The following is a 22,344-nucleotide window of genomic DNA, read 5'->3' on the forward strand; positions in this document are numbered from 1 at the left end:
GACACCCCGCGCAATGACCTCAGACACACTCCAGGCGCCAGCCCTCGTTTTCCCAGGTCAAGCAGTGCGTCGGCCGGATTGCACGCATGAACGCTTGATCGTGGGACGCCACCAACATTGCGCCGGTAAAACCGTGTAACGCCCGTTCAAACGCGAGTATCGACTCCAGATCCAAATGGTTGGTCGGCTCGTCCAACAGCAGCAACTGTGCCGGCGTTGCGCGCCATAAGGCAACCGCCATCGCCGCCTTTATGCGTTCGCCGCCACTGAGCTGCCCAAGCGGTTGAGTCACCCGCAAGGCGTCCAGTTGCAACAGCGCCAAACGGCTACGCAGTTCGGCTTCGGCCATCGGCGTGCCGAGTAGTTGGAGCTGCTCGATGACGGAGCGTTGATCGTCGAGTAACGCGAGGTGTTGATCAATATAGGCGCAGGGCACATGTACGCGGCAGACCCCACTGACCGCCCGCCAGCAGCGCGAGCAACGTGGACTTGCCGCAGCCATTCGGCCCGCGCACGGCGACGCGAACGGCGCCCGCAAGATGAAGGTTGAGGCGGGTGTGCGGCAGCCACGGCAGTTGAACATCCACCAGGTCCAGCACCTGTCGCCGCTTGGGCACGGTCGAGGCGGGCAGCGCCAGCAAGGTCGGCGTTTCATCTTGCACCCGCTCGTAGGCCTGACGCACCTGGGCGTCGAGCTCGTGCTTGTGGACCGAGTGCGCGCTGCGCACGGTGCTGACGATTTCGCTGGCGGTACTTTTCCAGCGTGCCTTGGTGAAGCGGTCCACGTTAGCCGTTTCGGCTTGTTTGCGCGCGCGCGCGGCATGGCGTTGCAGGCTGTCATGCTCGGTTTGCAGGCGCCGTCTTTCGCGGCTGCGGGCCAGGCGGGCATGTTCCAGGGCTGCGGCCGCCGCCTGCTGTTCGGCGTCGCGTTGCAGGCGGTAGGCATCGTAGTTGCCGCCATAGACCTGGGCGCCAAGGGGTGAGAGTTCGATGATGCGCCCCAGGCTGTTGAGCAGTTGCCGGTCGTGGCTGACCACCACCAGGCCGCCGCGCCAACCCGCCAACTGTTGCAGCAGCCAGTCGCGGCCGCTGCTGTCGAGGTGGTTGGTGGGCTCATCGAGCACTAATAGTTGTGGGGCCGCCAGCAACGCGCCGATCAGCGCGACCCGTGCCAATTGGCCACCGCTGAGCTGAGCGGCCGGGCTTTGCGGCGCGAGGTGCGCCAACCCTGCGCTATCCAGCGCGCTGCGCAGGCGTTCGTGCAGGTCCCAGCGATCATCGATCAGCTCTAGATCATGCAGCTGCGCAGTGCCCTCGGCCATGCGTTCAAGTGCAGCCAAGGTCAGTGCTGTGCCTGTCAGATGGGCGATGGTGTCGCCTTGGGCGACATCCAGGCTTTGCGGCACGTAGGCCACGCTGGCCGTACGATTCAGTGTGCCAGTGGAGGGCTGCAGCCGCCCGGCAATCAATTTGGCGAGGATACTTTTGCCCCGTCCGTTGCGCCCGACGATGCCGGTTGGCGTGTGGTCGATGGACAGGGTCAGGTCTTGCAGCAATGTTTCGCCATTGGCGAACTGAAAGCACAGGTGTTGCAGGGAAACCAATGCGGGCAGGCGTTTGACGTCAGTCATCAGCACCTCCAGAAAAATGTCGAACAGGCCAACAAGCGCGCCGGGCGGCTTGTTGCAGATACATTTTGGAAGGCTTAGTTGTTCACGTCGGCGGTCGCCCTGGGAGTCAGAAGGGATGCAAAGCCTAACCCGGCTGGGCTTTTTTCGGCAAGTCTGCGGCTAGCTGCTCCAGAAACATCGCAAGCGCCACCTCTTCCGCCTTGAGCCCTTTGCGTACCCGCGGCTTGGGCAGCCTGGACAGTTCACCCAGGCTGAAATGCTCCAGCACAGCCGGGTGGATATAACATTTGCGGCACACCGCCGGGGTGTTGCCCAGTTGCTTGGCGACGTCCTTGACCGTCGCCACCACGTGGCGCTTGGCGTCGGATTCCGGCTGCCACTCCAACTCACGCAATACCGCGAGTGCCAGTGCGGTGCCGGCCCAGGTGCGGTAGTCCTTGGCGGTGAAGTCGGCGCCGGTGAGGCTGTGCAGGTACGCGTTCACATCCTGGGAGCTGACGGTATGGCGCTCGCCGTCTTCGTCCAGGTACTGGAACAGGTTTTGTCCCGGCAACTCCAGGCAGCGCTTGACCACCGTGGCCAGGCGCCGGTCCTTGACGCTGACCTGATGTTCGACGCCGCTTTTGCCACGGAACTGGAAGCGGATCTCGCTGCCCTTGATACCCACATGGCGGTTGCGCAGGGTCGTCAGTCCGTAGGATTTGTTGTCCCGTGCGTATTGGGTGTTGCCGACGCGAATCAGTGTGGCGTCGAGCAGCATCACCACCGTGGCCAGGACCTTTTCGCGGGTGAATCCCGGCGCGGCGATTTGCGCTTGCAGTTGCTTGCGCAGCTTGGGCAGGGCCTTGCCGAATGCCTGCAGGCGCGAATACTTGTCACTGTCGCGCACTTCGCGCCAGCGTGCGTGGTAGCGATACTGCTTGCGCCCGCGGGCATCCCGACCGGTGGCCTGGAGATGTCCACGCGGGTCGGCGCAGATCCATACGTCGGTATAGGCGGGCGGCACGGCCAGGGCGTTCAGGCGCTGGATCTCATCGGCGTCGCGGATGCGTACCCCGCGGGGATCGAAGTACTGGAACTTGCCCCGCAGCGTCTTGCGGCGGATGCCGGGCTGGGTGTCGTCGACGTAATGCAGGTCATTGGGGAGGTCGGTGTCAGGCATGGTGCGGTTCCTTGGCAACAATCAGGCCGGTATGCCTGATTGACCGCAGCCGTGTGCAGTCGTGCCAAAAGCTTGCTCAGGCGAGGACCGCCACCGCCTTGATCTGCGCCCACAGCGTCTGGCCGGGATGCAGTTGCAACTGGTCGCGGGAAAAACGCGTGATGCGCGCCAGCAGCGGTGTGCCTGCGGCATCCAGGCGTACCAGCACGTGGGCGTTATTGTCGGCGCCGATTTCCTGGGTGACCGTCACTGGCAGGCGATTGAGGATGCTGCTGTGTTCTTCCGCCTGCAGGCTGAGGCTCACGTCACGCGCCTGCACCTTGATCCGCAGCGCCTTGCCCACCGCCAGCGGCGCATGGGCCACGCGCATGTGCAAGGCACTGGCGGGCAGTTGCAGGGTCAGCAGTTGGTAATGTGTGTCATAGGCGCTGACCGTGCCATTGATCACCACGCCGGCGTCGTCGCCCGAGGCCATGGGCAGATCGAGCCGTGCCAGGGTTTCACCGATGGGGCCACCGGCCAGGGCCTTGCCGTCACTGAGCAAGACAAGGTGATCGGCCAGGCGGGCGACTTCATCCTGGGCATGGCTGACGTACAGCACCGGGATGTCCAGCTCATCGTGCAGGCGTTCGAGATACGGCAGGATTTCGCCTTTGCGCTTGCTGTCGAGGGCCGCCAGGGGTTCATCCATCAACAACAACCGGGGGCTGGTGAGCAGGGCTCGGGCGATGCCGACGCGTTGGCGCTCGCCGCCGGACAAGTGCTGGGGGTGGCGCTCGAGCAAGTGGCCGATGCCCAGCAGTGCGGTGGCGTGGCCCATGTCTACGCGACGTTGCTGACGTGCAATGCGCTTGAGGCCGAATTCCAGGTTGGCGCGCACCGACAAATGCGGGAACAGACTCGCCTCTTGAAACACATAACCCAGCGCGCGTTTGTGCGGCGGTACGAACAGGCCCTTGGCGCTGTCTTGCCAGACTTCATCGTTGACCTTCACAAAGCCGTGTTCGGCCCGTTCCAGCCCGGCGATGGCACGCAGGCAGGTGGTCTTGCCGGAGCCGGAATGCCCGAACAACGCCGTCACGCCACGACCGGGCAGTTGCAGGTTCACGTCGAGGGCAAAGCCCGAGTAGTTCAATTGCAGGCGTGCATCAATCATCGTGGTCAGCTCCAACCCATCTTGGTTTTACGGCTTGAGTAGAGCGCCAGCAACACGAGGAACGCGAACACCACCATGGAGCCCGCCAGCCAATGGGCCTGGGCATATTCCATGGCTTCGACATGGTCGTAGATCTGCACCGAGACCACGCGGGTCTTGTCCGGGATATTGCCACCGATCATCAGTACCACGCCGAACTCACCCACGGTGTGGGCAAAGCCGAGGATCGCAGCGGTGATAAAGCCGGGGCGAGCCAGGGGCAGGATTACGCTGAAGAAGGTGTCCCAAGGATTGGCACGCAATGTCGCGGCGACTTCCAAAGGACGTGTGCCGATAGCGCAGAACGCGTTTTGCAGCGGTTGCACCACGAATGGCATGGAATAGATCACCGAACCGATCACCAGCCCGGAGAAACTGAAAGTCAGGGTACCCAGGCCCAGCCATTGGGTGAACTGGCCGAAGTAACCGTTGGGGCCCATGGTCAACAGCAGGTAGAAACCGATGACCGTCGGTGGCAACACCAATGGCAAGGCGACGATTGCACCGATGGGGCCGCGCCACCAGGAACGGGTGCGCGACAGCCACAGGGCAATCGGAGTGCCGATGACCAGTAGGATCACTGTGGTCAGTGACGCCAGCTTGATGGTCAACCAGATGGCGGAAAAATCGGCACTCGTTAGCGGCATTTAGAGCTCGTAACCGTAGGACTTGATAACGGCCGCGGCCTTCGGCCCTTTCAGGTATTCAACCAAGGCCTTGGCAGCCACGCTGTCCTTGCCCTTGTTGAGGATCACCGCGTCCTGTTTGATCGGGTCATGCAGGGACGAAGGGACAATCCACGCCGAACCGCTGGTGACTTTGCCGTCTTTATAGATCTGCGACAAGGCCACGAAGCCCACTTCGGCATTCCCGGTGGAGACGAACTGATAGGCCTGGGTGATGTTCTGGCCTTCGACGAGCTTGTCCTTGACCTTGTCGGTCAGGCCTTCTTTGGCCAGCACTTGGGTCGCGGCCAGGCCGTATGGCGCAGCTTTCGGGTTGGCGATGGACAGGTGCTTGAATTCGTTCTTCTTCAAGACTTCACCCTTGGCGTCTACATAACCGTCTTTGGCCGACCACAGCGCCAGGGTGCCGACGGCGTAGGTGAAGCGCGAGCCTTTGACGGCGTCGCCTTCGGTTTCCAGTTTTTGCGGGGTGGTGTCATCGGCGGCAAGGAACACTTCGAATGGCGCGCCGTTCTTGATCTGGGTGTAGAACTGGCCGGTGGCGCCGTAGGCCGCGACCAGTTTGTGGCCGGTGTCTTTTTCGAAATCGGCGGCAATTGCCTGGATCGGTGCGGTGAAGTTGGCGGCGACGGCGACTTGCACTTCGTCGGCGTGGGCCGCACCAACGGTGAGGGCGGCGACCAACGCGGCCAGGCGTGAGACCCGAATCTTCATAGAGCAGCTCCTTAAAGGGTGTACGGCTTGTTATAGGGAGAAGGCTTTACCGCTATCTACGGGAATATATAGCGGTTGGCCATTGCCGGTACAGTGCCAAGTTGCCCCAGGTGTCAGTTCTTCTTGAGTTTGGCCAGGGTCTGTTCGGCCAATTGGCGCGTCAGGTCATAGGTGGACAGCTCTTTGCCCAGGCGCAACGCCTGGCCTGACCACAGGTTGCTGAAACCCGCTTCATCCTTGGCCTTGAGCGGCATCAGCGCGCCCCCGGACCTTGGAAAGGCCGGCGCCAGGATATTGATCGGGCCCAACTCGCGCATGACCCGGTTGAGGATGCCGCGTGCCGGCCGGCCGGTGAACAGGTTGGTCAGCGCGGTTTCACTTGCCTGGGCATGGCGCAGTGCATGGCGGTGGGCTGCGCTGACGCTGGCTTGGGGCGTAAATAGATACGCCGTTCCTACCTGCACGGCCGAAGCGCCCAAGGCGAACGCCGCCACAATCCCACGCGCGTCGGCAATACCTCCGGCGGCAATCACCGGTACATTCACGGCGTCGACGATCTGCGGCAGCAGCGCGAACAAACCGATTTGAGTGTTGAGGTCGTCGCTCAGGAACATCCCACGATGCCCGCCAGCTTCAATGCCCATGGCAATGATCGCGTCGCAGCCGTGTTGTTCCAGCCAGATTGCTTCTTCGACAGTCGTGGCCGATGACAGTACCTTCGCCCCGGTAGCTTTCACACGCTCCAGCAAGGCTTTTTCCGGCAGGCCGAAGTGGAAACTGACGACTTCGGGGCGGAACTCTTCAACCACTTGGCAGGCGGCGTCGTTGAACGGCGCACGATTGGATACCGGCGTAGGCGCCTCGAAGTCAGCGCCCAGCTCGCGGTAGTAGGGTTCCAGCAGTGCTTTCCAGCGCTGATCGCCGGCTTCATCCGGTTCGGGCGGTTGGTGGCAGAAGAAGTTGACGTTGATCGGGCGCGTGCTGCCTTGGCGGATAGTGGTCAAGGCTTCACGCAGTTGTTCGATGCTCAGGGTTGCCGCCGGCAGCGAGCCGAGCGCGCCGGCCGCATTGGCGTCGATGACCATGGCAACGGTCGTCGCCCCGGCCATCGGCGCTTGAATGATCGGCACTTCAATGCCCAGCAGGTCAAGAAGGCGGGTGTCTGGCCAGGTGCTCATGGGGTGCGTCTCCAGCTTTAGTAGGATTTTTCGCTGTTTTAGCAGGGCCCTTGGCGGTCGGCCAGTCTGTTTTATTCACTGGACGCAGGTACATTTTCGTGATGCTCAAGGCTGGCCTTCGCGCTCCAGCAAGCGCCGCTTGCGTTCCACCCCCCAGCGGTAACCCGATAGCTCACCGTTGCTGCGCACAACGCGGTGACAGGGAATGGCCACCGCCAGGTTGTTTGCCCCACACGCCTGGGCCACCGCGCGGTACGACTTGGGCGCGCCGATACGCTCGGCGATCTGCGCATAGCTGGCGGTGCTGCCCAGCGGAATGTCCCGCAAGGCTTGCCATACCCGTTGCTGAAAGGCCGTGCCACGCAGGTCCAGCGGCAAGTCCAGGCCCAGGGCGGGGGTTTCGATAAAACCCACGACTTGCGCGATCAACTGTTCAAAGCCGCGGTCAGCGCCCACCAGTTCGGCCTTGGGGAACTGATCCTGTAGATCACGCACCAGCGCGTCCGGGTCATCGCCCAGCAGGATCGCGCAGACGCCACGGCGACTTTGTGCGACCAGAATCGCCCCCAACGAGCATTGGCCGACGGCAAACAACATTGCGCTGTTGGTACCGCCGGCCTTGTAGTCGCTGGGCGTCATGCCGAGCAGTTGGTCGGCAGATTCATAAAAGCGGCTGTTGGAGTTGAAGCCAGCGTCATACAGCGCATCTGTGACCGAATGCTGGCCCTTGAGCGCCTCGCGCACTTTGCGTGAGCGCCGGGCGTTGGCGTACGCCTTGGGCGTCAGGCCGGTGACGGCTTTGAACACGCGATGAAAATGGTAGGGGCTGAGCCCGGCGTGCGCGGCCAGCGTGCTGAGGCTGGGCGGGGCGTCGGCCTGCTCAATCTGGCGGCATGCCTCGGCCACCAGGTGCGCGTGGTGTTCCGCCAATTGGGTCTGATCGCCGGCCGCGCGTTTACTCGCGCGATAGCCTGCGGCCTCGGCTTGCGCCGGAGTGTCGAAGAACTGGATATTTTCCGGGCGTGGCAACCGCGAGGCGCTGCTGGGGCGGCAATACACACCGGTGGTTTTGACCGCATAGACGAACAGCGTATCGGCCTTGGGGTCGCGGGCGACGACGGCGGCCCAGCGCGGGTCTTGTTCGGTTTTCATGGCCTCTGCACTCTGAATGGAGATGCGCAGATTAAACGCAGCGCACCGGCCTGACACTCTGAAGCTTGCGCTCGAATTATCCTGCCGTGCGAAACGTCAGGTTGATGCGTTGCGGGCCCATGATCGGGTGCAGGCCTTCCTTGATTGGCATCACGCCGTGAAAACGCAGGCGGTCAACGCCGCCCCACACCACCACGTCACCATGAAACAGCGAAATTTTTTGCGTCTTGTCACTGCGTTCATGGCCACCAAACAGGAAAATCGCCGGCAAACCGAGGGACACCGATACCACGGGCGCGTCGAAGCGCCGCTCATTCTTGTCCTGGTGCAGGGACATTTTCGCACCCGCAACGTAGCGGTTGATCAGGCAGGCGTCGGGGCTGAAGTCGATGAAACCGGCATCTGCCGCGGCCAGCACGGCCAGTTCACGCAACTCATCGGGCATCGCTGGCCAAGGCTGCTGGCTGCGCGGGTCCAACGAGGTGTAGCGGTAGCCGTGGTGCGCGCTGGTCCAGCCCAGCGCACCACAACTGCTCAGTGCTGCCGACATGGTAAAGCCGCCAGGGGTCACCATTTGCCGAAACGGGGATTGCGCCAGAATGCCGCGTAGCGCGGGCAGAAGGCGATCGATCCAGGGCAGGGCATAGCCCCTTAGCACGTAGGACTCATCGCCGATTTGTTCACGCCCTGCGGGTTGTTGCAGGGCGTCATCGGCAAACAGGTCAGCAGTGGGGCCGGACATCGGCTTACAGCGCCTTGCTCACAGTGATGTCGGTAATTTCATCACTGGCATCGTGAATCTTGGCCAGGGCTTGCTTGGCTTCTTCCACGCTGTTGCTGTGCAGTTGGGCGAACTCGAAACGGCGCTCGCCGTTGAGTTTGTACTTGATGACGTATTTGGTGGTGGTCACTGCTTGTTTCCTGTGAAGGGCCCGGATCAGCTCAGTTTGGTGCTGGTACGACGGACGATACGGATCTTGTGGGACAGCGCTGGTTTGCGGGTCACGCTGATGGCGCGGCGGGTGACCACATCCAGCGTGATGTTCCAGAAACCGGTGCTCGGTGCGGTGATCTTGGCTGGGAACTTGTCGAACGCGCCGCCGTGGTAGGTGTGGCGGCCGCCATTCTTGAAGCTGCGGAAATTTGCGTCGCTCATCAGACGGATATTACAAGTCTGTGAGCATTCGATGACGACAATGTCTCCCTCATTGAGGTGCTCGCGCTGGTGGATGAATTTCATGGGGGGCGTCTCCAGAAGGACTTTTTCTGAAAAATCAGAACGATACGTAGGTTAAGATAGAGTTTATCAGCCCCAGCGCTTTTATTATCGGGCCGTTGTCGATGACATCGACAATTTAAAACAGTTATTTCTCGAGTTATCAGGGATAAATCCTACGTGGGCGGGAGAAAATTACCATCCCCGCTGTCGTAGGATCTTTATCGGAGGTTTTGTATGAAGTGGAGTGTGTTGGTTTTGGCCCTGGCGATAGGTGGCTGTGCTTCGGTTGCCGATATCAAGCAGACCCCGCCCACCCTTGCGGTCATTTCCGGCAAGAAGCCGCAGGAATATGCCGCTTGTGTGGTGCGCAAACTATCGACCACCCGTCGTCCGCCGCAGATCGAGCCGCACAAGGATGGTGTACGGGTGATCGTACCGCAGAAGTTTTCCGCCGACCCTTCCGCGATTTTTGAAATTGAAGAACGCTCCAGCGGCAGTAGCATCAAGCTCTACGAGAGCATGTCCAATGTGCCGATCCGTCCGGGTGATGTGAAAAAGGCTGGGGAAGATTGCATTTCTGGCTGATGCCGTTACGGAATATTCGATATGAAACGTGAACACGTCACCGCCCGTCACGCCGAGGGTCAGATCTCGGCCACCCATGTCATCCAGAATCCCGCCGACCTTGGCGAGTGGATCGTCTTCTTCAAGAAAAGCGGCGGGCGCAGTTTTTTTCTGGTGGACGAACACGATGAAGTCGAGTCCTTTGCCAGCCTCGATGACCTGACCGAAACCCTGCGCGGGCTAGGTATCAAGTTCGCCGAGATTCACCTGTAGCCTATTTGCACACCACCACGACGCTGCGGCTTTTATAGTTGCCGACGTCTTTGCCTAGGGTTTTGTCGTCTTCACTCAAGGCCGGCGTGCCCTCGGTGCCGACGATGCGGTAGCCGGTGCCTGCACACGAGGCGTCGGCCTTTTCGTAGCAACTGGCCCACGAGTTGGCCTCGCCCGAGCAATCGACGGTCAGGCCTTGCTCGCCGTTTTTCAGATAGACGTCAGAAGTGGTGGTGCACCCGGCGAGCGCCAGGACTGCAATCAGTGCCAGAAACTTGTTCATAGAGGCTCATCATTGAGGGTGTTGGAGGGGACGCTGACACAGTCGTGGGGCGTTGAGGCGAGATTATAGCGGACTGCCACCTGGCACGCAGTCACAGAATAAACGCTGCGACTGCACGCCCTCGGCAAGCACCAGAATGATCGTGGCTCAACGTTTTGTGCGCCTCATGGCACGCCCATCACGAGTACGCCGCTACCGGAAATGGCCCCAGCGGCAGGCAGTGAACCCGCTCGGCGAACCAGCGTGAACGTCACATCGTCCCCTCCGACACTGTTGGTGATCTGCGTCAGGAATCTACCGTTGACTTGCACCGCTGATCCCGCCCGGATCAACGCTGTGCCGACGTCCGTATTGGTCATCCTCAGCAGCCGCGAATCAAACGAAGAGGGCGTACCTTTATAGGTAATGGTGATGGGGGAGGTAATCCCGCCGGCCGGGCATGAGTAGGTCAGTCTGCGATTGCTGCGGATCGGCGTGGTCAATGGGTCGGTGCCGATTTCCCTCTGGTTGACGGTGCCAAAGTTGATTTCGATCGGATTATTGTTGTTGATCGTGCAGGTTGATGGGGAAACGGTAAAGTTGTTGGCTGCGGTGTATGTGACAACCAGCAGTGTACTCGTAGTGTTGTAGTTGTTTGTCTGGCGCAAGCGTAATACCCCAAGGGTGTCCCCTATTCGAATGTCGATAGGGTTCGTCGGGTTGTTGCGGATCAAGATATAGGGCGTTACGTCGATTGGCACACCTATGCCGTTATTGAGCATTGATGCCAAGTACAATTCATAGGGGACTGGGGTGTTATAGTGCGTGCCATTTATTCGCAAGCCCGTACCTTGGCTGACAAATTTGGGGCCGGGTGTCCAAGGCGCGCCGGCCAGTGCCGAGGTTCTCCACAGGTCTAAAAATGTCGGAAATGGCTGGCCGGGCGTGAATCGGCACTCCAGCCTAGCCCCCTCAAGGAGCAGACGGGCACTGTCAGCGCTCACCCGGACGGTGACGGGGACCTGCAGGTTTAAAGTTCCGCCTGCGCCTACATGCTGCCAAGCGCCACTATTTACGCGGCAGTCTGCGGCGCTCACCGTCGTCGTAATGCCCGTCAAGATGAGGAGCGCAATGGCTCCGTATAGTCGTTTCATGTGTACTTCTCTTTTGCCCCTCTACCCGGGGTTCGCTCGGCGAGCACGCCGTCCGTTCTTTAAGGCCGACCGGGGAGAGATGAGGTTTATCTGAGGTCGTTACGGATAGTCCAGCGTGAACGTGGAGGTCACTGTGTACCTGCCGTGCCCGATGGTTTGGTCCTTGATTGCGTCCGGTTCGCCCTGCACGTAGGCTTTGAGCTCAATGACGTTACTGCCATTGTTCAACACCTGTTTGTCGCTGACGGTGTTCACGGGTAACGGCTTGTTATTCGGTGTCTCTATGCCGAGCCCGATGCCCGTGGCGCCGCTGCTACCATCCAGTGCGAACAGTCCTGGCAGGTTCCTGTTTTCTGTGCCGCCCAGCATGATGCTGACCGTGTCTCCAATCGAGGTATCACAGTTCTCCAGATGCACCTTGAACCCCTTACCTTGAGTGCGCGTATTGATGTAGAGGTGCTTGCTGGTCACATCCCAAAGTTCCAGCGTGATTGCTTCATCACCCGGACGAATCGTGCAAGCCTCTTCAACCAGGTTTCCCTTGAAACGCAGGTTGTCCGCGGCATTCCCCTTGGGTGTCAGCGCGAAGGCCAGCAGTAGGATCAGCCAGGCACATGTCCATCCTTTGTTTTCCCTTGCATGTCCCATGGACGGCTCCTATTGGTATTCAGCCAACAGCGTGGCCACCGCCGCAAAGCTTGCGGGGGCCAGCGTTGCGCCGGGTTGTTTGACGGGCACGACTTCCAATGTAGGCGGGGCCGACAGGACGATGTCCATGGGTGTGTTGAGTGGAAACGGCGCGTCATTCTGAAAGATCCGAATACCCAGCGCCGGCACGCTGGTTTGCACCGCCGCACCATCGAATGCCGTGGGGGTTCCGTTGACACTCAACTTCAGCATCCAGGGGAGGGTAGCCGCGCTGCAGTTGATGGTGTACGGGACTCCCTTGCGGTACTCCACTCCGTCTACGCGCTTTACGCCTACATCGCCAAAGTCGACTTCAATCGTGTTGCCTGCATCAATGGTGCAAGGCGGAGGCTCGTTCAAGGTTCCGCTGAACGTCAGGTTGGCCAACGCACTGCTGCACAGGCCGATGGAACACAAGGCGAGCAACGCTCGCTGCTGCCAGCATCTCATTGATCATTCCTCTTCATTGATAATCGACCACCAGGGTGGCGGTCGCATCAAATGCCCCTCCGGTCAGTTTGCTGCCCACACGCTTGACAGGCACCGCTTGCACCATTGGAAAGTTCGGATAAGTGAAATTCACGGCAGTATTCAGCGGCCAGTCGCCGCCATTGACGAACAGTTTTACCCCCAGGTCTGCTTTGCGAGTGCTCAGCACGCGATTGTCAAACCCGGCCGCCGTGCCCTTGAGCTCCAGTTTCAGCGCGTTGCTGAACGGGGAGTCACAGGTGACGGTATAAGGCACATTTCGCCGGTAATTGACCCCATCCACCCGCGACGTCAGCAAGTCGTTGCCAAAAGGCACATCCAACGTAATACCGCCGTTAATCACACAGGGCGGAGGCGCGATGATGACTGCGCGGATAGCCAGGCTGGTTTCAGCCTGCACACCTGGACTGGCGGCCCACTGCAGGCCACCTCCTATCAGAACGGCCCAAAGACCGGTTGTCTTCACTATCATTGTGGGCTTACTCATAATTGAGCCGGAAATCCACTACTGCCCGAAACGCCCCGCTGGATAAGGATGCTGAGGTGCGAGTGGCTTGAACATTCCAGGTCTGGGTATTGCTGCCCAGGGGCAAAAACAAGGGTTCGCCCCTGGAGCCCAGCTGTACATCGCGCCCCAAGGCGTCGGTCAGGTGCAAGCCCATTCCCGTGATGCCTTGTACCTTGACCAAGCGGGGGTCATCAGCATCGGCGGGTGCGTAAAACGCCACTGACACCACGGGTTGAAAGGCACTCCACACCAGGTTGCCCGTGCGTTCACTGCGGATGCCACCGGCTTTGCGTTGGCAATCGGCAAAGCGCAGTTGAAAGGCGACCGGGCTTGCCTGGTCACCAGGGCGTCGTAATTGGCTAGTCGAGATGGCCCCGAGATCGATCGTTTGATGCATCGATGTCATTTCCAGAATGCAGGGGGTTTCATGCATGGACCCGTTGATGTTCAGCAGGCCGCTCATGCCTTCAACATCATCATCCTGAGCGTGTGCCCTCCCAATAGAGGCCAGCAGCAGTGCACCCAGGATCTTCACGTTGTGCGACTTCATGACTTCCTCCGGCAACAAGCGTTATTCATTGGGCGTTGCTGCTTGCGCGTCGACTTTGCACGTGTTGCCAGCACAGGTGAAAGCCATCAGTGGGCGACCGCCGTAATCGTTCACGTAGGCCAAATGCGGAGTTGTACCGAGCGACTTGGCCGTTGGCCCCAAGGTCATCGAACCTTTTGGGGGGATCATCAGCGGTTCAAAACCCGGTACGGTTTTGCCGTCCTTGGTGGTGCGCGCATCCACCAGAGTCACGTAATAAGGCGTTGGGTTGTTGACTTGGTAGCGTTCACCCTCACGGATCAGCGTGAGCTTTTCCTGCCAGGGGTTGGAGAGATCTTGCTGGCTGGGCGCAATAGCTTTCGGCCGGTAGAACAATTTGATCCGCGTCTGCAGCGCAATCTGCAGGGTGTTGGGTTTATCGCTGCGCGGCGGAATCTCTCTCAAGTTGAAGTAGTAGACCGTCTCTCGATCCTGCGGTAGCGACTTGGCCGCCGGTAATGCCTGTACTTTCAACTGGCTCTGTTTTCCAGGTTCCAGGCGTTGAACCGGCGGTAGCACGATCAAGGGCGAAGTGATTTTTTTGCCTTCTTCATCCTCAATCCAGCCTTGAGCCAAATACGGTAGCTGGGTGTTGTTGTTGGTGATATTGACGCTGGTTGCTTCTTTGCCACCATCGAAAATCACTCGGGTACGGTCTAGGCCAACGGCGGCGTTGGCGTTATGACTCAAGGTCAGGGCCAACAGCGTGGTGAGTGGCGTATTCAGCCTCATGAGGATGTTTTCTCCGTATCGGCGCGCTGGCCGGTCAAGGTGGCGGGCTCAGGCGAGGAGGGGTCGGTGGCTACCATCCGGCAGCCCAGTTGCAGGGCATCGGTCAAACCATCAGCAGGCAGGACGTTGGGCAAGGTCAGGATGCAGCGTTCGGTGCCACCCCAACTGACGATCATGTGTTGACCGGCCTGGATGCCGCTCAGGTACACATTGCCGCCGTCATTCACAATGCCGGTATCCTGCTGTTTCGCGTTTTTCACCGTCGCGCCGAAGGGCGGTGAGCTGCCATCGGGCAGGCGCAGAACGGCCATGGCTTTTTCGCCGGCAATCACGGACAGGGACCGATAACCGATAGCACCTTCGGTGAGTGTCAGCTGCGTGACGGATTGGGTGGCTTCGATATTGCTCGGCAAGCTTTCCAGGTCGACACTGGCAGCTGTGCGCAGATAGCTGCCGACATCGGCAATCACCGCTTTACCGAACACATTGCTACGGGTCGGTGCGCCGTAACCGCGCACGGGCACATCGGCGACCCCACCCGTGTCAACCATCAGGCGGGTTCCGCCGGTGCTGTTGGTGCGATGCAGTGCTGCGCCATAGCGCGTGAGCGTGCCACCACCGCGAGCCGACACGCTGAGCGTGGAGTAACCGCCTTCCTGCCTGCTGGCGGCAAGGTCGATGTCAGCCTGGTCGCCGGTATGATTCAAATAACCACTGGCGCCTTTGTCGCTGGCACTGAGCTGGTAACTGTTGCGCTCATCAAGGCGATCGCTGTAGCGCGTGCCCAAGCCGTTCTTCCCTGCGGCTCTATTGGCGTCCATCGACAGTGTACCGGTGTGCCCAAACGGCAGGCTGACCGTCAGCGATACGCCGTTATCCCGATAGTTGTAATCCAGGGTTCGATACACGTTCAGGGAGGCGTTCATGTTTTTGACGGTTCCGATATTGAAATAGCGCGACGCCGACAAGTTCCAACGCTGCGTGGCGGGACGGCCCCAATAAGTTTGTTTGTTGTAGCTGGCGTACACGCTGGCCCCTAAATCACGAAACTGTTTATTGATGGTCGCGGTATACAGCGCCTTGCTATCACCGATAGGTCGCCAGCTCCTTAAGAGATCACCGTTGGCGTCACGCTCGGCAAGTTCGCCATTCAGGCCGTAATGACGAGCGTCCAGGTATTCACTCATACTCAGGTAGTTCTTCTCGGAAAAGCGGTAACCGGCAAACGTGATTTGGCTGTCGTATTCTTCGAAGTGTTTGGAGTATTGAAGTCGGTATGATTTACCCGAGAGCGTTTCACCCCACACCTCAGCGCGCGCTTGAGTGACGTCCAGCGAGAGCGCGCCGAAGGCCAGCAGGTCACGGCCTACCCCGACAGATAATGCGCGATAGTTGTTATCCGCGATGCCGCCGCCATACAGCGACCAGCCGTTGTTGATCCCCCAGGAAAACTCCCCCGTTCCAAAAAAGTCGCCATCGGCGCCATATTGGAGATTGGACGGTCGCCCCGTCGCCACTTTGTAACGAACGTGCCCAGGCCGCGTCAGGTAGGGCACGCCAGCCGTATCGAACTGGTAGCTATGTACCGAACCATCCTGCTCTTCCACCCTTACATCCAGCCTGCCAGTGACCGCGTCGTTGAGGTCTTGAATGCGAAATGGCCCCGCTGCGACCAGCGTTTCATAAAGCACGCGCCCTTGCTGGCTGATGGTGACCTTGGCGTTGGTCTTGGCCACCCCGACCACTTCCGGGGCATAGCCACGCAGGTTGGGCGGCAATTGGCTTTCGTCCGAATTGATCGCGGCTCCGGTGAAACGGAAGCTGTCAAACACGTCCGAATAAAGATAGTTTTCGCCCACTACCAACCGTGCTTGCAGTTGCGGTATTGCGCGGTAAGCGTAGTAACGGCTCCACTCCAACTGCTGCCCGCGCCCGGACGAGTCTTCGCGATCCTGGTCGACACGGCCTTGCCAGTCAGCCCTCAAGCGCCACGCGCCGGCATTGGCCCCGATCGTGCCGTTACCACTGATGTTGCTGCGCGCCCGGTCATTTCTCTGCTGGCCGGTTTGCGCCGTCATGTTGTAGTCAATCAGCAGCCCGGACACCCCTTCGTCCCAGCGTGAGGGCGGGTCCCAATTGGTCGCGTTATATTCAAGGTAAGCTTGAGGCAGGTTGATGCTCAGCGTGGAAGTGGCCAAGTCACCACTGACTGCCATCCCAGGCAGGCTCTGTATGTCCAGGCATTGTCCATCTTTCCACCACGTCAGTTTGGCGGTGCTGGACGCCTTCAAGCCCAACTGCGATACAAGACCTTGCGATAAACAAGCCAGGCTTCCTTTAGGGTCGTTATCGGGAGGGTAAAATGCCACCGAGTATTCAGATGTAGGCTGGTTATTTATTTGTATAACCATTGAATAAGTGCCCGGCAGAATAAAGCCACTGCGGGCAAAACGGGACAAGTCAATGTTGGAACGATCACTGAGATCAAGAACATCAGTGTTGAACTCGATATCTCCGGCACCCAACGCAGTTCCCGCCACAGAGAGTAAACCGCCGAAGAGTAAACTTGGGCGTAGTGCATTTATGACCTTCGACGCATTCAACATGAAAGCAATCCATCAATGTTCAAAAGTATTCCAACTTGAACCGCACCGCAGCCGTGTGGGCGCCAGGCAAAACCTGCAGTCCGTTGCCGACCAGGCGAAGCGTGTAGTTCAGCGTCATGTCGCCTTCTTTCAACGGATGTGGAGGCATCCGCTCGCCTGGCACGCTCTCTTGACCCAAGGAATCCCAAATATGCAAGGCCACGCCTTGGGATAAGCCTGACGTGGCGAAGGAACGGCCGTCTCTGTCGCGGTCTCCGTCAAACGTCACGCGCATATGCTCCCAGTCAGGCAACGTTGCACCGGGGCGATTGGGATCAGGGCGAGTCAGTGAACAGTTGACCAAGCGCAGTTGGAAGGGGTGTGGCGCGCCCAGCGAATTTCTCAAGAGTCGGCCGATGGGTTCCGCTGGCATGTCAATCGTTTGATCGATACTGGACAATTCCAACCCGCAGGCAGAATCAACAACGTTTCCACCTAATGTGACGATCCCATCGCCTTGACCTTGTGCAAAGACAACAGGGCAGATGAACATCAGCAGTGAAGTGGCAATAGCGCGGTGTATGAATGTGTTCACCGTAATCTCCCGCCAAATACCCCCGCCACATACATATAAGTAGCGGGGGAAACACTTACTGGTAAGCCAGGGTGAAATTGGTGACTGCGGTGAAATCACCAGGGACGATGGCGCCCGTAGCTGCACCTTGTACATAGGCACCGAATTGCAACGTGTTATCACCAGCGACAATGGCCTGCGGGGTAGTTGGCTTGCCCAGTTCAATAACGTCGCCACCATGTGTCATCATGATGCCAATGTTGCCCGCTCCCCCGACTGTACCGATCGCTCCCGGCACTGCGGTTGATGGCGCAGCCGTGAACGTCGTGGTCACGGTGTTGTCGGTAAGGCCGGTCAAATCGCAGCCTTCAAGTTCGATCAACACAGGACGGGCATTGGATCTTCCACCATCTTGCAATTGGTGCTTGGCAATGGCACCCAAGTTCACGGATTGATCTACGGACTCAGGCTTGATAGAGCAGGCGCCGGAGTGAACAGAGCCGTAAAATGTAACGGTTCCATCCGCCGCTTGAGCAGTGGCGATCGAACCTGCGAGCAGACTGATTGCCAACAACGTAGTTCTCATTTCAATTTTCATTTGCAAAGACCCATCTATTAGTAAGTGTCATGAATAAATCCTTTCGCAGTTGCGGGCAGGACCTTCCAGGCTTGAAACAATGGTCAGCGCCATTGTCAAACGGGTGTTACTGCTTCGGGCCATCCCTCGGCATCAGTATGAAAAATTGCTTTTTTCAACTAATTGCATTGCCAGTTCTGGGTTTGTTCAAAGCACGGCAATTATTGGAGCTGCACTTGAAAAAGTAAGTCGCCCGATTCGCCTAATGGCGTGGCCTGAATATGTCGGAATGTGTAAGAGGGATGTGGCTATTTGCCAAAACTTAAAATCCATCTGTAGGATTTTTACTACATTGCAATTGGTGAGGGCGTTTTGTTTTTTTCGTTGGCTGTAAGACTGGGATTACGGACTTGTGAAAACAATAATGGCTCATGCAGTTTTATCAAACTGACGCTAGGCCGTGAGTGATAAAATTCTTGGATTGTGAAAAATGAATGCGCACAAAAAAGCCCCGCTCAGCGGGGCTTTTTTGTGCAGGGCCTTGCAGCTTACTTGCCCTTCGGTCGCTTGCTGGACGCATGGCCCGCTTCATCCACAAACACTTCCGCTACCGCGATCGCTTGGCTTTCGGTGGCAAATGCGCCCGCGACGCTGTCGCCATGAAAGTTGATCAAGTGCCAGCCGTCCGCACGTTGGGTGATCAGGTAGCCGTTTACGCCTTTTGGTTCTGACATCTATCAATCTCGGGGGTATGGTTCAAGGGCCTAATGATAGCGCCAAATGTCGCGGGGCCGCGCATGTTATTGCCGGTCAGTGTCCAAGGGGCAAAAACGTGCTAAATAGGATGCAGGCCCAAGAAATACTGGGGCGCCAGCCGCTTTTTCACTGCTGGTGAGGGGGCTCTTTGTAAGATAAGTGGAACTTACGTCGGGATTTTTTCTCTATGATGACATCGCAACGCCAGCAGGACCCATTGTAAGGTGGCTGCGGCCTGATTAGACTGCGCCGAATTCCGTACGCACAGCCCTTTGTAAGGACTTATATGATCAAGAAATGCTTGTTCCCAGCAGCCGGTTACGGCACTCGCTTCCTGCCAGCGACCAAAGCCATGCCTAAAGAGATGCTGCCGGTGGTGAACAAGCCACTGATTCAGTACGGCGTCGAAGAGGCACTGGATGCCGGCCTGAACGAAATCTCCATCGTGACCGGTCGCGGCAAACGCGCACTGGAAGACCACTTCGACATCAGCTACGAGCTGGAAAACCAGATCAAAGGCACCGACAAGGAAAAATACCTGGTTGGTATCCGTAAGCTGCTGGATGAGTGCTCGTTCTCCTACACCCGTCAGACCCAGATGAAAGGCCTCGGCCACGCCATCCTGACCGGCCGCCCGCTGATCGGTGACGAACCGTTCGCCGTGGTCCTGGCGGATGACCTGTGCGTCAACCTGGAAGGCGATGGCGTGCTGACCCAGATGGTCAAGCTTTATCAGAAGTACCGCTGCACCATCGTTGCCGTTCAAGCGGTTGATCCTCAAGAAACCAACAAGTACGGTGTAATCGCCGGCGACGACATTGGTGATGGCCTGATCCGCGTACGCGACATGGTTGAAAAACCAGCGCCGGAAGATGCCCCGTCGAACCTGGCGATCATCGGCCGTTACATCCTGACTCCGGATATCTTCAAGCTGATCGAAGAAACCGAGCCAGGTAAGGGCGGCGAAATCCAGATCACTGACGCCTTGCTCAAGCAAGCCAAAGACGGTTGCGTGATTGCCTACAAGTTCAAAGGTCGTCGTTTCGACTGCGGTGGTGCTGAAGGCTACATCGAAGCAACCAACTTCTGCTACGAGCACTTCTACAAGACTGGCAAGGCTTACTGATCCACGGTTGCCAAACCTGTTTCAAGAGAAAGCCACCTTAGGGTGGCTTTTTCGTTTTTCAGTCCCATGTAAGTCGGTATGCTGATTGCCTGCCGAGGAGAGTGAAATGGCCTACGATTTTGATCTGTATGTAATTGGTGCCGGTTCCGGCGGTGTTCGCGCTGCGCGTTTTGCTGCGGGGTTTGGCGCCAAAGTGGCCGTTGCGGAAAGCCGCTACCTGGGTGGCACCTGCGTAAACGTGGGCTGCGTGCCGAAAAAACTGTTGGTGTACGGCGCGCATTTTTCCGAGGACTTCGAGCAGGCCAGTGGTTTTGGCTGGTCGTTGGGCGAAGCAAATTTTGATTGGGCGACACTGATCGCGAATAAAGATCGCGAGATCAATCGCCTCAATGGCATCTACCGCAACCTGCTGGTCAACAGTGGCGTGACCTTGCATGAAGGGCATGCGCGACTGATTGATCCGCATCAGGTGGAAATAAATGGCGAGCGCTTCACCGCCAAGCACATCCTGATCGCCACGGGCGGCTGGCCGCAGATCCCGGAAATCCCGGGGCGCGAGCATGCCATTGGCTCCAATGAAGCGTTCTTCCTCAAAGAGCTGCCCAAGCGCGTGTTGGTCGTTGGCGGTGGTTATATCGCCGTTGAATTCGCGGGCATTTTCCACGGTCTGGGTGCGAAAACTTCGCTGCTGTATCGCGGCGACCTGTTCTTGCGCGGCTTTGACGGCGCAGTGCGTACGCACTTGAAGGAAGAACTGACCAGGCGCGGCCTGGATCTGCAGTTCAATGCCGACATCGAGCGCATCGACAAGCAAGCCGATGGCAGCCTCAAGGCCACCCTGAAAGACGGGCGCGTACTGGAAGCCGATTGTGTGTTCTATGCCACTGGTCGTCGCCCGATGCTGGACAACCTGGGCCTGGAAAACACCGGCGTCAAACTCGACAAGCGTGGCTTCGTCGAAGTGGATGACCTGTACCAGACCGCCGACCCTTCAATCCTGGCTATTGGCGATGTGATCGGCCGTGTGCAACTGACGCCGGTGGCCTTGGCTGAAGGCATGGCAGTCGCACGGCGCTTGTTCAAGCCGGAGCAGTACCGCGCGGTGGATTACGCAATGATTCCGACGGCAGTGTTCAGCCTGCCGAACATTGGCACCGTAGGGTTGACGGAAGAAGAGGCGAAGCAAAACGGCCACAAGGTGCAAGTCTTCGAAAGCCGCTTCCGGCCGATGAAATTGACCCTGACCGAGTGCCAGGAGAAAACCTTGATGAAACTGGTGGTCGACGCCGACACCGACAAGGTGCTGGGCTGCCATATGGTCGGCCCGGATGCCGGCGAGATCGTGCAAGGCTTGGCGATCGCGCTCAAGGCTGGCGCGACCAAGCGGCATTTCGATGAGACCATCGGCGTGCATCCTACGGCGGCGGAAGAATTCGTCACCATGCGCACGCCTGTGGCGGACTGATCAGGCGTTTGGCGTTGCCTCTGGGGTCGTTGCAACGGCGGCCGCCAGGCGCAATGCCTCGATACTCGCCTGGGCCTTGATAAGGTCCAGTTCCAGGGCCTTATTGGCGTGCTGGTATCCGGTCAGGGCCTCCTGGCGGGACTGGCTATCCAGCACAGCAACGCGCAGGCGCTCCTGAAGCAGGGTGCGCTCACTCTCTATCACGCTCACCTGCTCGCTCAGTTTTAGTTGCTGGACCTGGTCTTTGCGCGCTTGCTCCTGCAGTGCCGCCAGTTCCTTTGTTATGACGCGCTGCTCAATCAATAGGCGCTCATTGTCCCGATGCAGTTGAGTGATTTCATCCTGGCGCACCATGGCGCTCTGCTGGGCCTGGCGCAATTCAGCCTGGACCTGTTGCAGTTGACCTTCATGGCGCCGCTGTTCCTGTTCGCGCTGATCCTTGACCGCATTGCGGTAATGCTCCAACGCATCGCGCGCGTGCAGGTGCTTGTCTTCCAGTGAGCGGATCTGCTCGTCCTTGTCGTTAATGCGCAACTCGTAATCGCTACACGCCTGGCTAAGGCCGGCATTGCGGGTCTGCTCGGTCTGCAGGCTGCTACTGGCGGTTTGCAGCGCGGCGCTTTCTTCGGCCAGGGCGGCCGCTTGGATGTCGAATTGTTGCTTGAGCTGGCTGTGGGCCTCTTCCAGTGCTTCCAGCTGGGCGAGCAGGGCGGTTTTCTGCTGCTCGAACTGGGCCTGGGCCAGGTCGATGGGCTCCTGGGCTTTTTCTTTCAGGCGCTGGGCCAGGCGTGCCACCAGTTCGCCCAGCTCATCGTCGATAGGGGCCTGGGTGATGGTCTGGCGGCTTTCGCTTTCGTCCAGCTCCTTCAGATAACGATGAATCGTGGTTTTCGAGCCGGTATTGCCCATCTCGATGCGCACAGCGTCGATGCTGGGGTTCTCGCCGCGAGCCAGAATCGCCAAGCGTGCCGTTTGAACTACTGCCTTATTAATGCCGCCGCGCGCCATGGGGTCTCCGTCGATTTAGTACTGTGGTACGTAGTATGTAGATACATACCTTATCACG

General features: G+C 58.9%; 25 protein-coding genes and 1 pseudogene. 4 read left to right on the top strand and 22 right to left on the bottom strand.

Annotation, left to right across the window (positions count from 1 at the left end; translation table 11 throughout):
- Positions 1-19 precede the first annotated feature (19 nt).
- The 10 genes and pseudogenes from OPU96_RS05210 to OPU96_RS05255 form a co-directional block, all read right to left on the bottom strand.
- Positions 20-1,631 (bottom strand): annotated as a pseudogene (locus OPU96_RS05210) (ABC-F family ATP-binding cassette domain-containing protein).
- Between the two features lie 124 nt (positions 1,632-1,755).
- Positions 1,756-2,793 carry a DNA topoisomerase IB gene (locus OPU96_RS05215; RefSeq protein ID WP_498558782.1) on the bottom strand — a complete coding sequence of 346 codons (1,038 nt, stop codon included), beginning with the start codon at positions 2,791-2,793 and terminating at the stop codon, positions 1,756-1,758.
- Between the two features lie 76 nt (positions 2,794-2,869).
- On the bottom strand, positions 2,870-3,949 hold the full coding sequence (gene modC / locus OPU96_RS05220) for a molybdenum ABC transporter ATP-binding protein (protein ID WP_498558783.1): 1,080 nt from the start codon (positions 3,947-3,949) through the stop codon (positions 2,870-2,872).
- 5 nt (positions 3,950-3,954) lie between these two features.
- Positions 3,955-4,635: a molybdate ABC transporter permease subunit gene (gene modB / locus OPU96_RS05225; RefSeq protein ID WP_192300007.1), complete on the bottom strand. Its 681-nt coding sequence runs from the start codon at positions 4,633-4,635 to the stop codon at positions 3,955-3,957.
- On the bottom strand, positions 4,636-5,388 hold the full coding sequence (modA, locus tag OPU96_RS05230) for a molybdate ABC transporter substrate-binding protein (protein WP_498558784.1): 753 nt from the start codon (positions 5,386-5,388) through the stop codon (positions 4,636-4,638).
- Positions 5,389-5,501: 113 nt separating this feature from the next.
- Positions 5,502-6,566, bottom strand: a complete 1,065-nt coding sequence (locus tag OPU96_RS05235) for an NAD(P)H-dependent flavin oxidoreductase (protein WP_498558785.1) — start codon at positions 6,564-6,566, stop codon at positions 5,502-5,504.
- 105 nt (positions 6,567-6,671) lie between these two features.
- Complete coding sequence (ada, locus tag OPU96_RS05240) at positions 6,672-7,718, bottom strand: bifunctional DNA-binding transcriptional regulator/O6-methylguanine-DNA methyltransferase Ada (protein ID WP_226456851.1); 1,047 nt, start codon at positions 7,716-7,718, stop codon at positions 6,672-6,674.
- Between the two features lie 76 nt (positions 7,719-7,794).
- On the bottom strand, positions 7,795-8,460 hold the full coding sequence (alkB, locus tag OPU96_RS05245) for a DNA oxidative demethylase AlkB (RefSeq protein WP_226456850.1): 666 nt from the start codon (positions 8,458-8,460) through the stop codon (positions 7,795-7,797).
- A gap of 4 nt (positions 8,461-8,464) precedes the next feature.
- Complete coding sequence (locus OPU96_RS05250; protein ID WP_017734220.1) at positions 8,465-8,629, bottom strand: hypothetical protein; 165 nt, start codon at positions 8,627-8,629, stop codon at positions 8,465-8,467.
- A 26-nt stretch (positions 8,630-8,655) separates the two neighbouring features.
- A complete protein-coding gene (locus OPU96_RS05255; RefSeq protein WP_003173824.1) occupies positions 8,656-8,958 on the bottom strand; it encodes a DUF1883 domain-containing protein in 303 nt (100 codons plus the stop codon).
- Between the two features lie 213 nt (positions 8,959-9,171).
- Between OPU96_RS05255 and OPU96_RS05260 the strand changes: the two genes are divergently transcribed.
- Both OPU96_RS05260 and OPU96_RS05265 read left to right on the top strand, forming a co-directional pair.
- Positions 9,172-9,522, top strand: a complete 351-nt coding sequence (locus OPU96_RS05260; RefSeq protein WP_192300012.1) for a hypothetical protein — start codon at positions 9,172-9,174, stop codon at positions 9,520-9,522.
- A 21-nt stretch (positions 9,523-9,543) separates the two neighbouring features.
- Positions 9,544-9,774, top strand: a complete 231-nt coding sequence (locus tag OPU96_RS05265; protein ID WP_192300013.1) for a hypothetical protein — start codon at positions 9,544-9,546, stop codon at positions 9,772-9,774.
- A gap of 1 nt (position 9,775) precedes the next feature.
- Here the strand turns inward: OPU96_RS05265 and OPU96_RS05270 are convergent, their stop codons facing one another.
- The 11 genes from OPU96_RS05270 to OPU96_RS05320 all read right to left on the bottom strand — a co-directional run bounded on the left by OPU96_RS05270 (position 9,776) and on the right by OPU96_RS05320 (position 18,665).
- Positions 9,776-10,057, bottom strand: coding sequence for a hypothetical protein (locus OPU96_RS05270; protein ID WP_226456849.1), 282 nt, complete (start codon positions 10,055-10,057; stop codon positions 9,776-9,778).
- A gap of 164 nt (positions 10,058-10,221) precedes the next feature.
- The gene (locus OPU96_RS05275) at positions 10,222-11,190 is read right to left on the bottom strand and encodes a fimbrial protein (protein ID WP_305390724.1); all 969 of its coding nucleotides are present in this window, start codon (positions 11,188-11,190) and stop codon (positions 10,222-10,224) included.
- A gap of 99 nt (positions 11,191-11,289) precedes the next feature.
- Positions 11,290-11,838 (bottom strand): fimbrial protein, encoded by a 549-nt coding sequence (locus OPU96_RS05280; RefSeq protein WP_226456847.1) that lies wholly within the window; start codon positions 11,836-11,838, stop codon positions 11,290-11,292.
- Between the two features lie 9 nt (positions 11,839-11,847).
- Positions 11,848-12,327 carry a fimbrial protein gene (locus OPU96_RS05285; protein WP_226456846.1) on the bottom strand — a complete coding sequence of 160 codons (480 nt, stop codon included), beginning with the start codon at positions 12,325-12,327 and terminating at the stop codon, positions 11,848-11,850.
- 13 nt (positions 12,328-12,340) lie between these two features.
- Positions 12,341-12,853: a fimbrial protein gene (locus tag OPU96_RS05290; RefSeq protein WP_226456845.1), complete on the bottom strand. Its 513-nt coding sequence runs from the start codon at positions 12,851-12,853 to the stop codon at positions 12,341-12,343.
- Positions 12,846-13,424: a fimbrial protein gene (locus OPU96_RS05295; RefSeq protein WP_226456843.1), complete on the bottom strand. Its 579-nt coding sequence runs from the start codon at positions 13,422-13,424 to the stop codon at positions 12,846-12,848. The genes OPU96_RS05290 and OPU96_RS05295 overlap by 8 nt, the downstream gene beginning before the upstream one ends.
- 21 nt (positions 13,425-13,445) lie before the next feature.
- The gene (locus OPU96_RS05300) at positions 13,446-14,195 is read right to left on the bottom strand and encodes a fimbria/pilus periplasmic chaperone (RefSeq protein WP_226456842.1); all 750 of its coding nucleotides are present in this window, start codon (positions 14,193-14,195) and stop codon (positions 13,446-13,448) included.
- Complete coding sequence (locus tag OPU96_RS05305; protein ID WP_226456841.1) at positions 14,192-16,801, bottom strand: outer membrane usher protein; 2,610 nt, start codon at positions 16,799-16,801, stop codon at positions 14,192-14,194. Before OPU96_RS05305 ends, OPU96_RS05300 begins: the two co-directional genes overlap by 4 nt.
- Before the next feature lie 19 nt (positions 16,802-16,820).
- Positions 16,821-17,375, bottom strand: a complete 555-nt coding sequence (locus OPU96_RS05310) for a fimbrial protein (RefSeq protein ID WP_226456840.1) — start codon at positions 17,373-17,375, stop codon at positions 16,821-16,823.
- A gap of 55 nt (positions 17,376-17,430) precedes the next feature.
- Positions 17,431-17,940: a fimbrial protein gene (locus OPU96_RS05315; protein ID WP_370694915.1), complete on the bottom strand. Its 510-nt coding sequence runs from the start codon at positions 17,938-17,940 to the stop codon at positions 17,431-17,433.
- Positions 17,941-18,479: 539 nt separating this feature from the next.
- On the bottom strand, positions 18,480-18,665 hold the full coding sequence (locus OPU96_RS05320) for a hypothetical protein (protein WP_049713265.1): 186 nt from the start codon (positions 18,663-18,665) through the stop codon (positions 18,480-18,482).
- Between the two features lie 308 nt (positions 18,666-18,973).
- Between OPU96_RS05320 and galU the strand changes: the two genes are divergently transcribed.
- Positions 18,974-19,813 (top strand): UTP--glucose-1-phosphate uridylyltransferase GalU, encoded by an 840-nt coding sequence (gene galU, locus OPU96_RS05325; RefSeq protein ID WP_498558786.1) that lies wholly within the window; start codon positions 18,974-18,976, stop codon positions 19,811-19,813.
- 106 nt (positions 19,814-19,919) lie between these two features.
- The gene (gene gorA, locus OPU96_RS05330) at positions 19,920-21,278 is read left to right on the top strand and encodes a glutathione-disulfide reductase (RefSeq protein ID WP_498558787.1); all 1,359 of its coding nucleotides are present in this window, start codon (positions 19,920-19,922) and stop codon (positions 21,276-21,278) included.
- Here the strand turns inward: gorA and OPU96_RS05335 are convergent, their stop codons facing one another.
- Positions 21,279-22,286 carry a DNA-binding protein gene (locus tag OPU96_RS05335; protein WP_498558788.1) on the bottom strand — a complete coding sequence of 336 codons (1,008 nt, stop codon included), beginning with the start codon at positions 22,284-22,286 and terminating at the stop codon, positions 21,279-21,281. It abuts the gene before it with no gap.
- Positions 22,287-22,344 lie beyond the last annotated feature (58 nt).

It is taken from the genome of Pseudomonas sp. RP-B7, assembly GCF_059803535.1.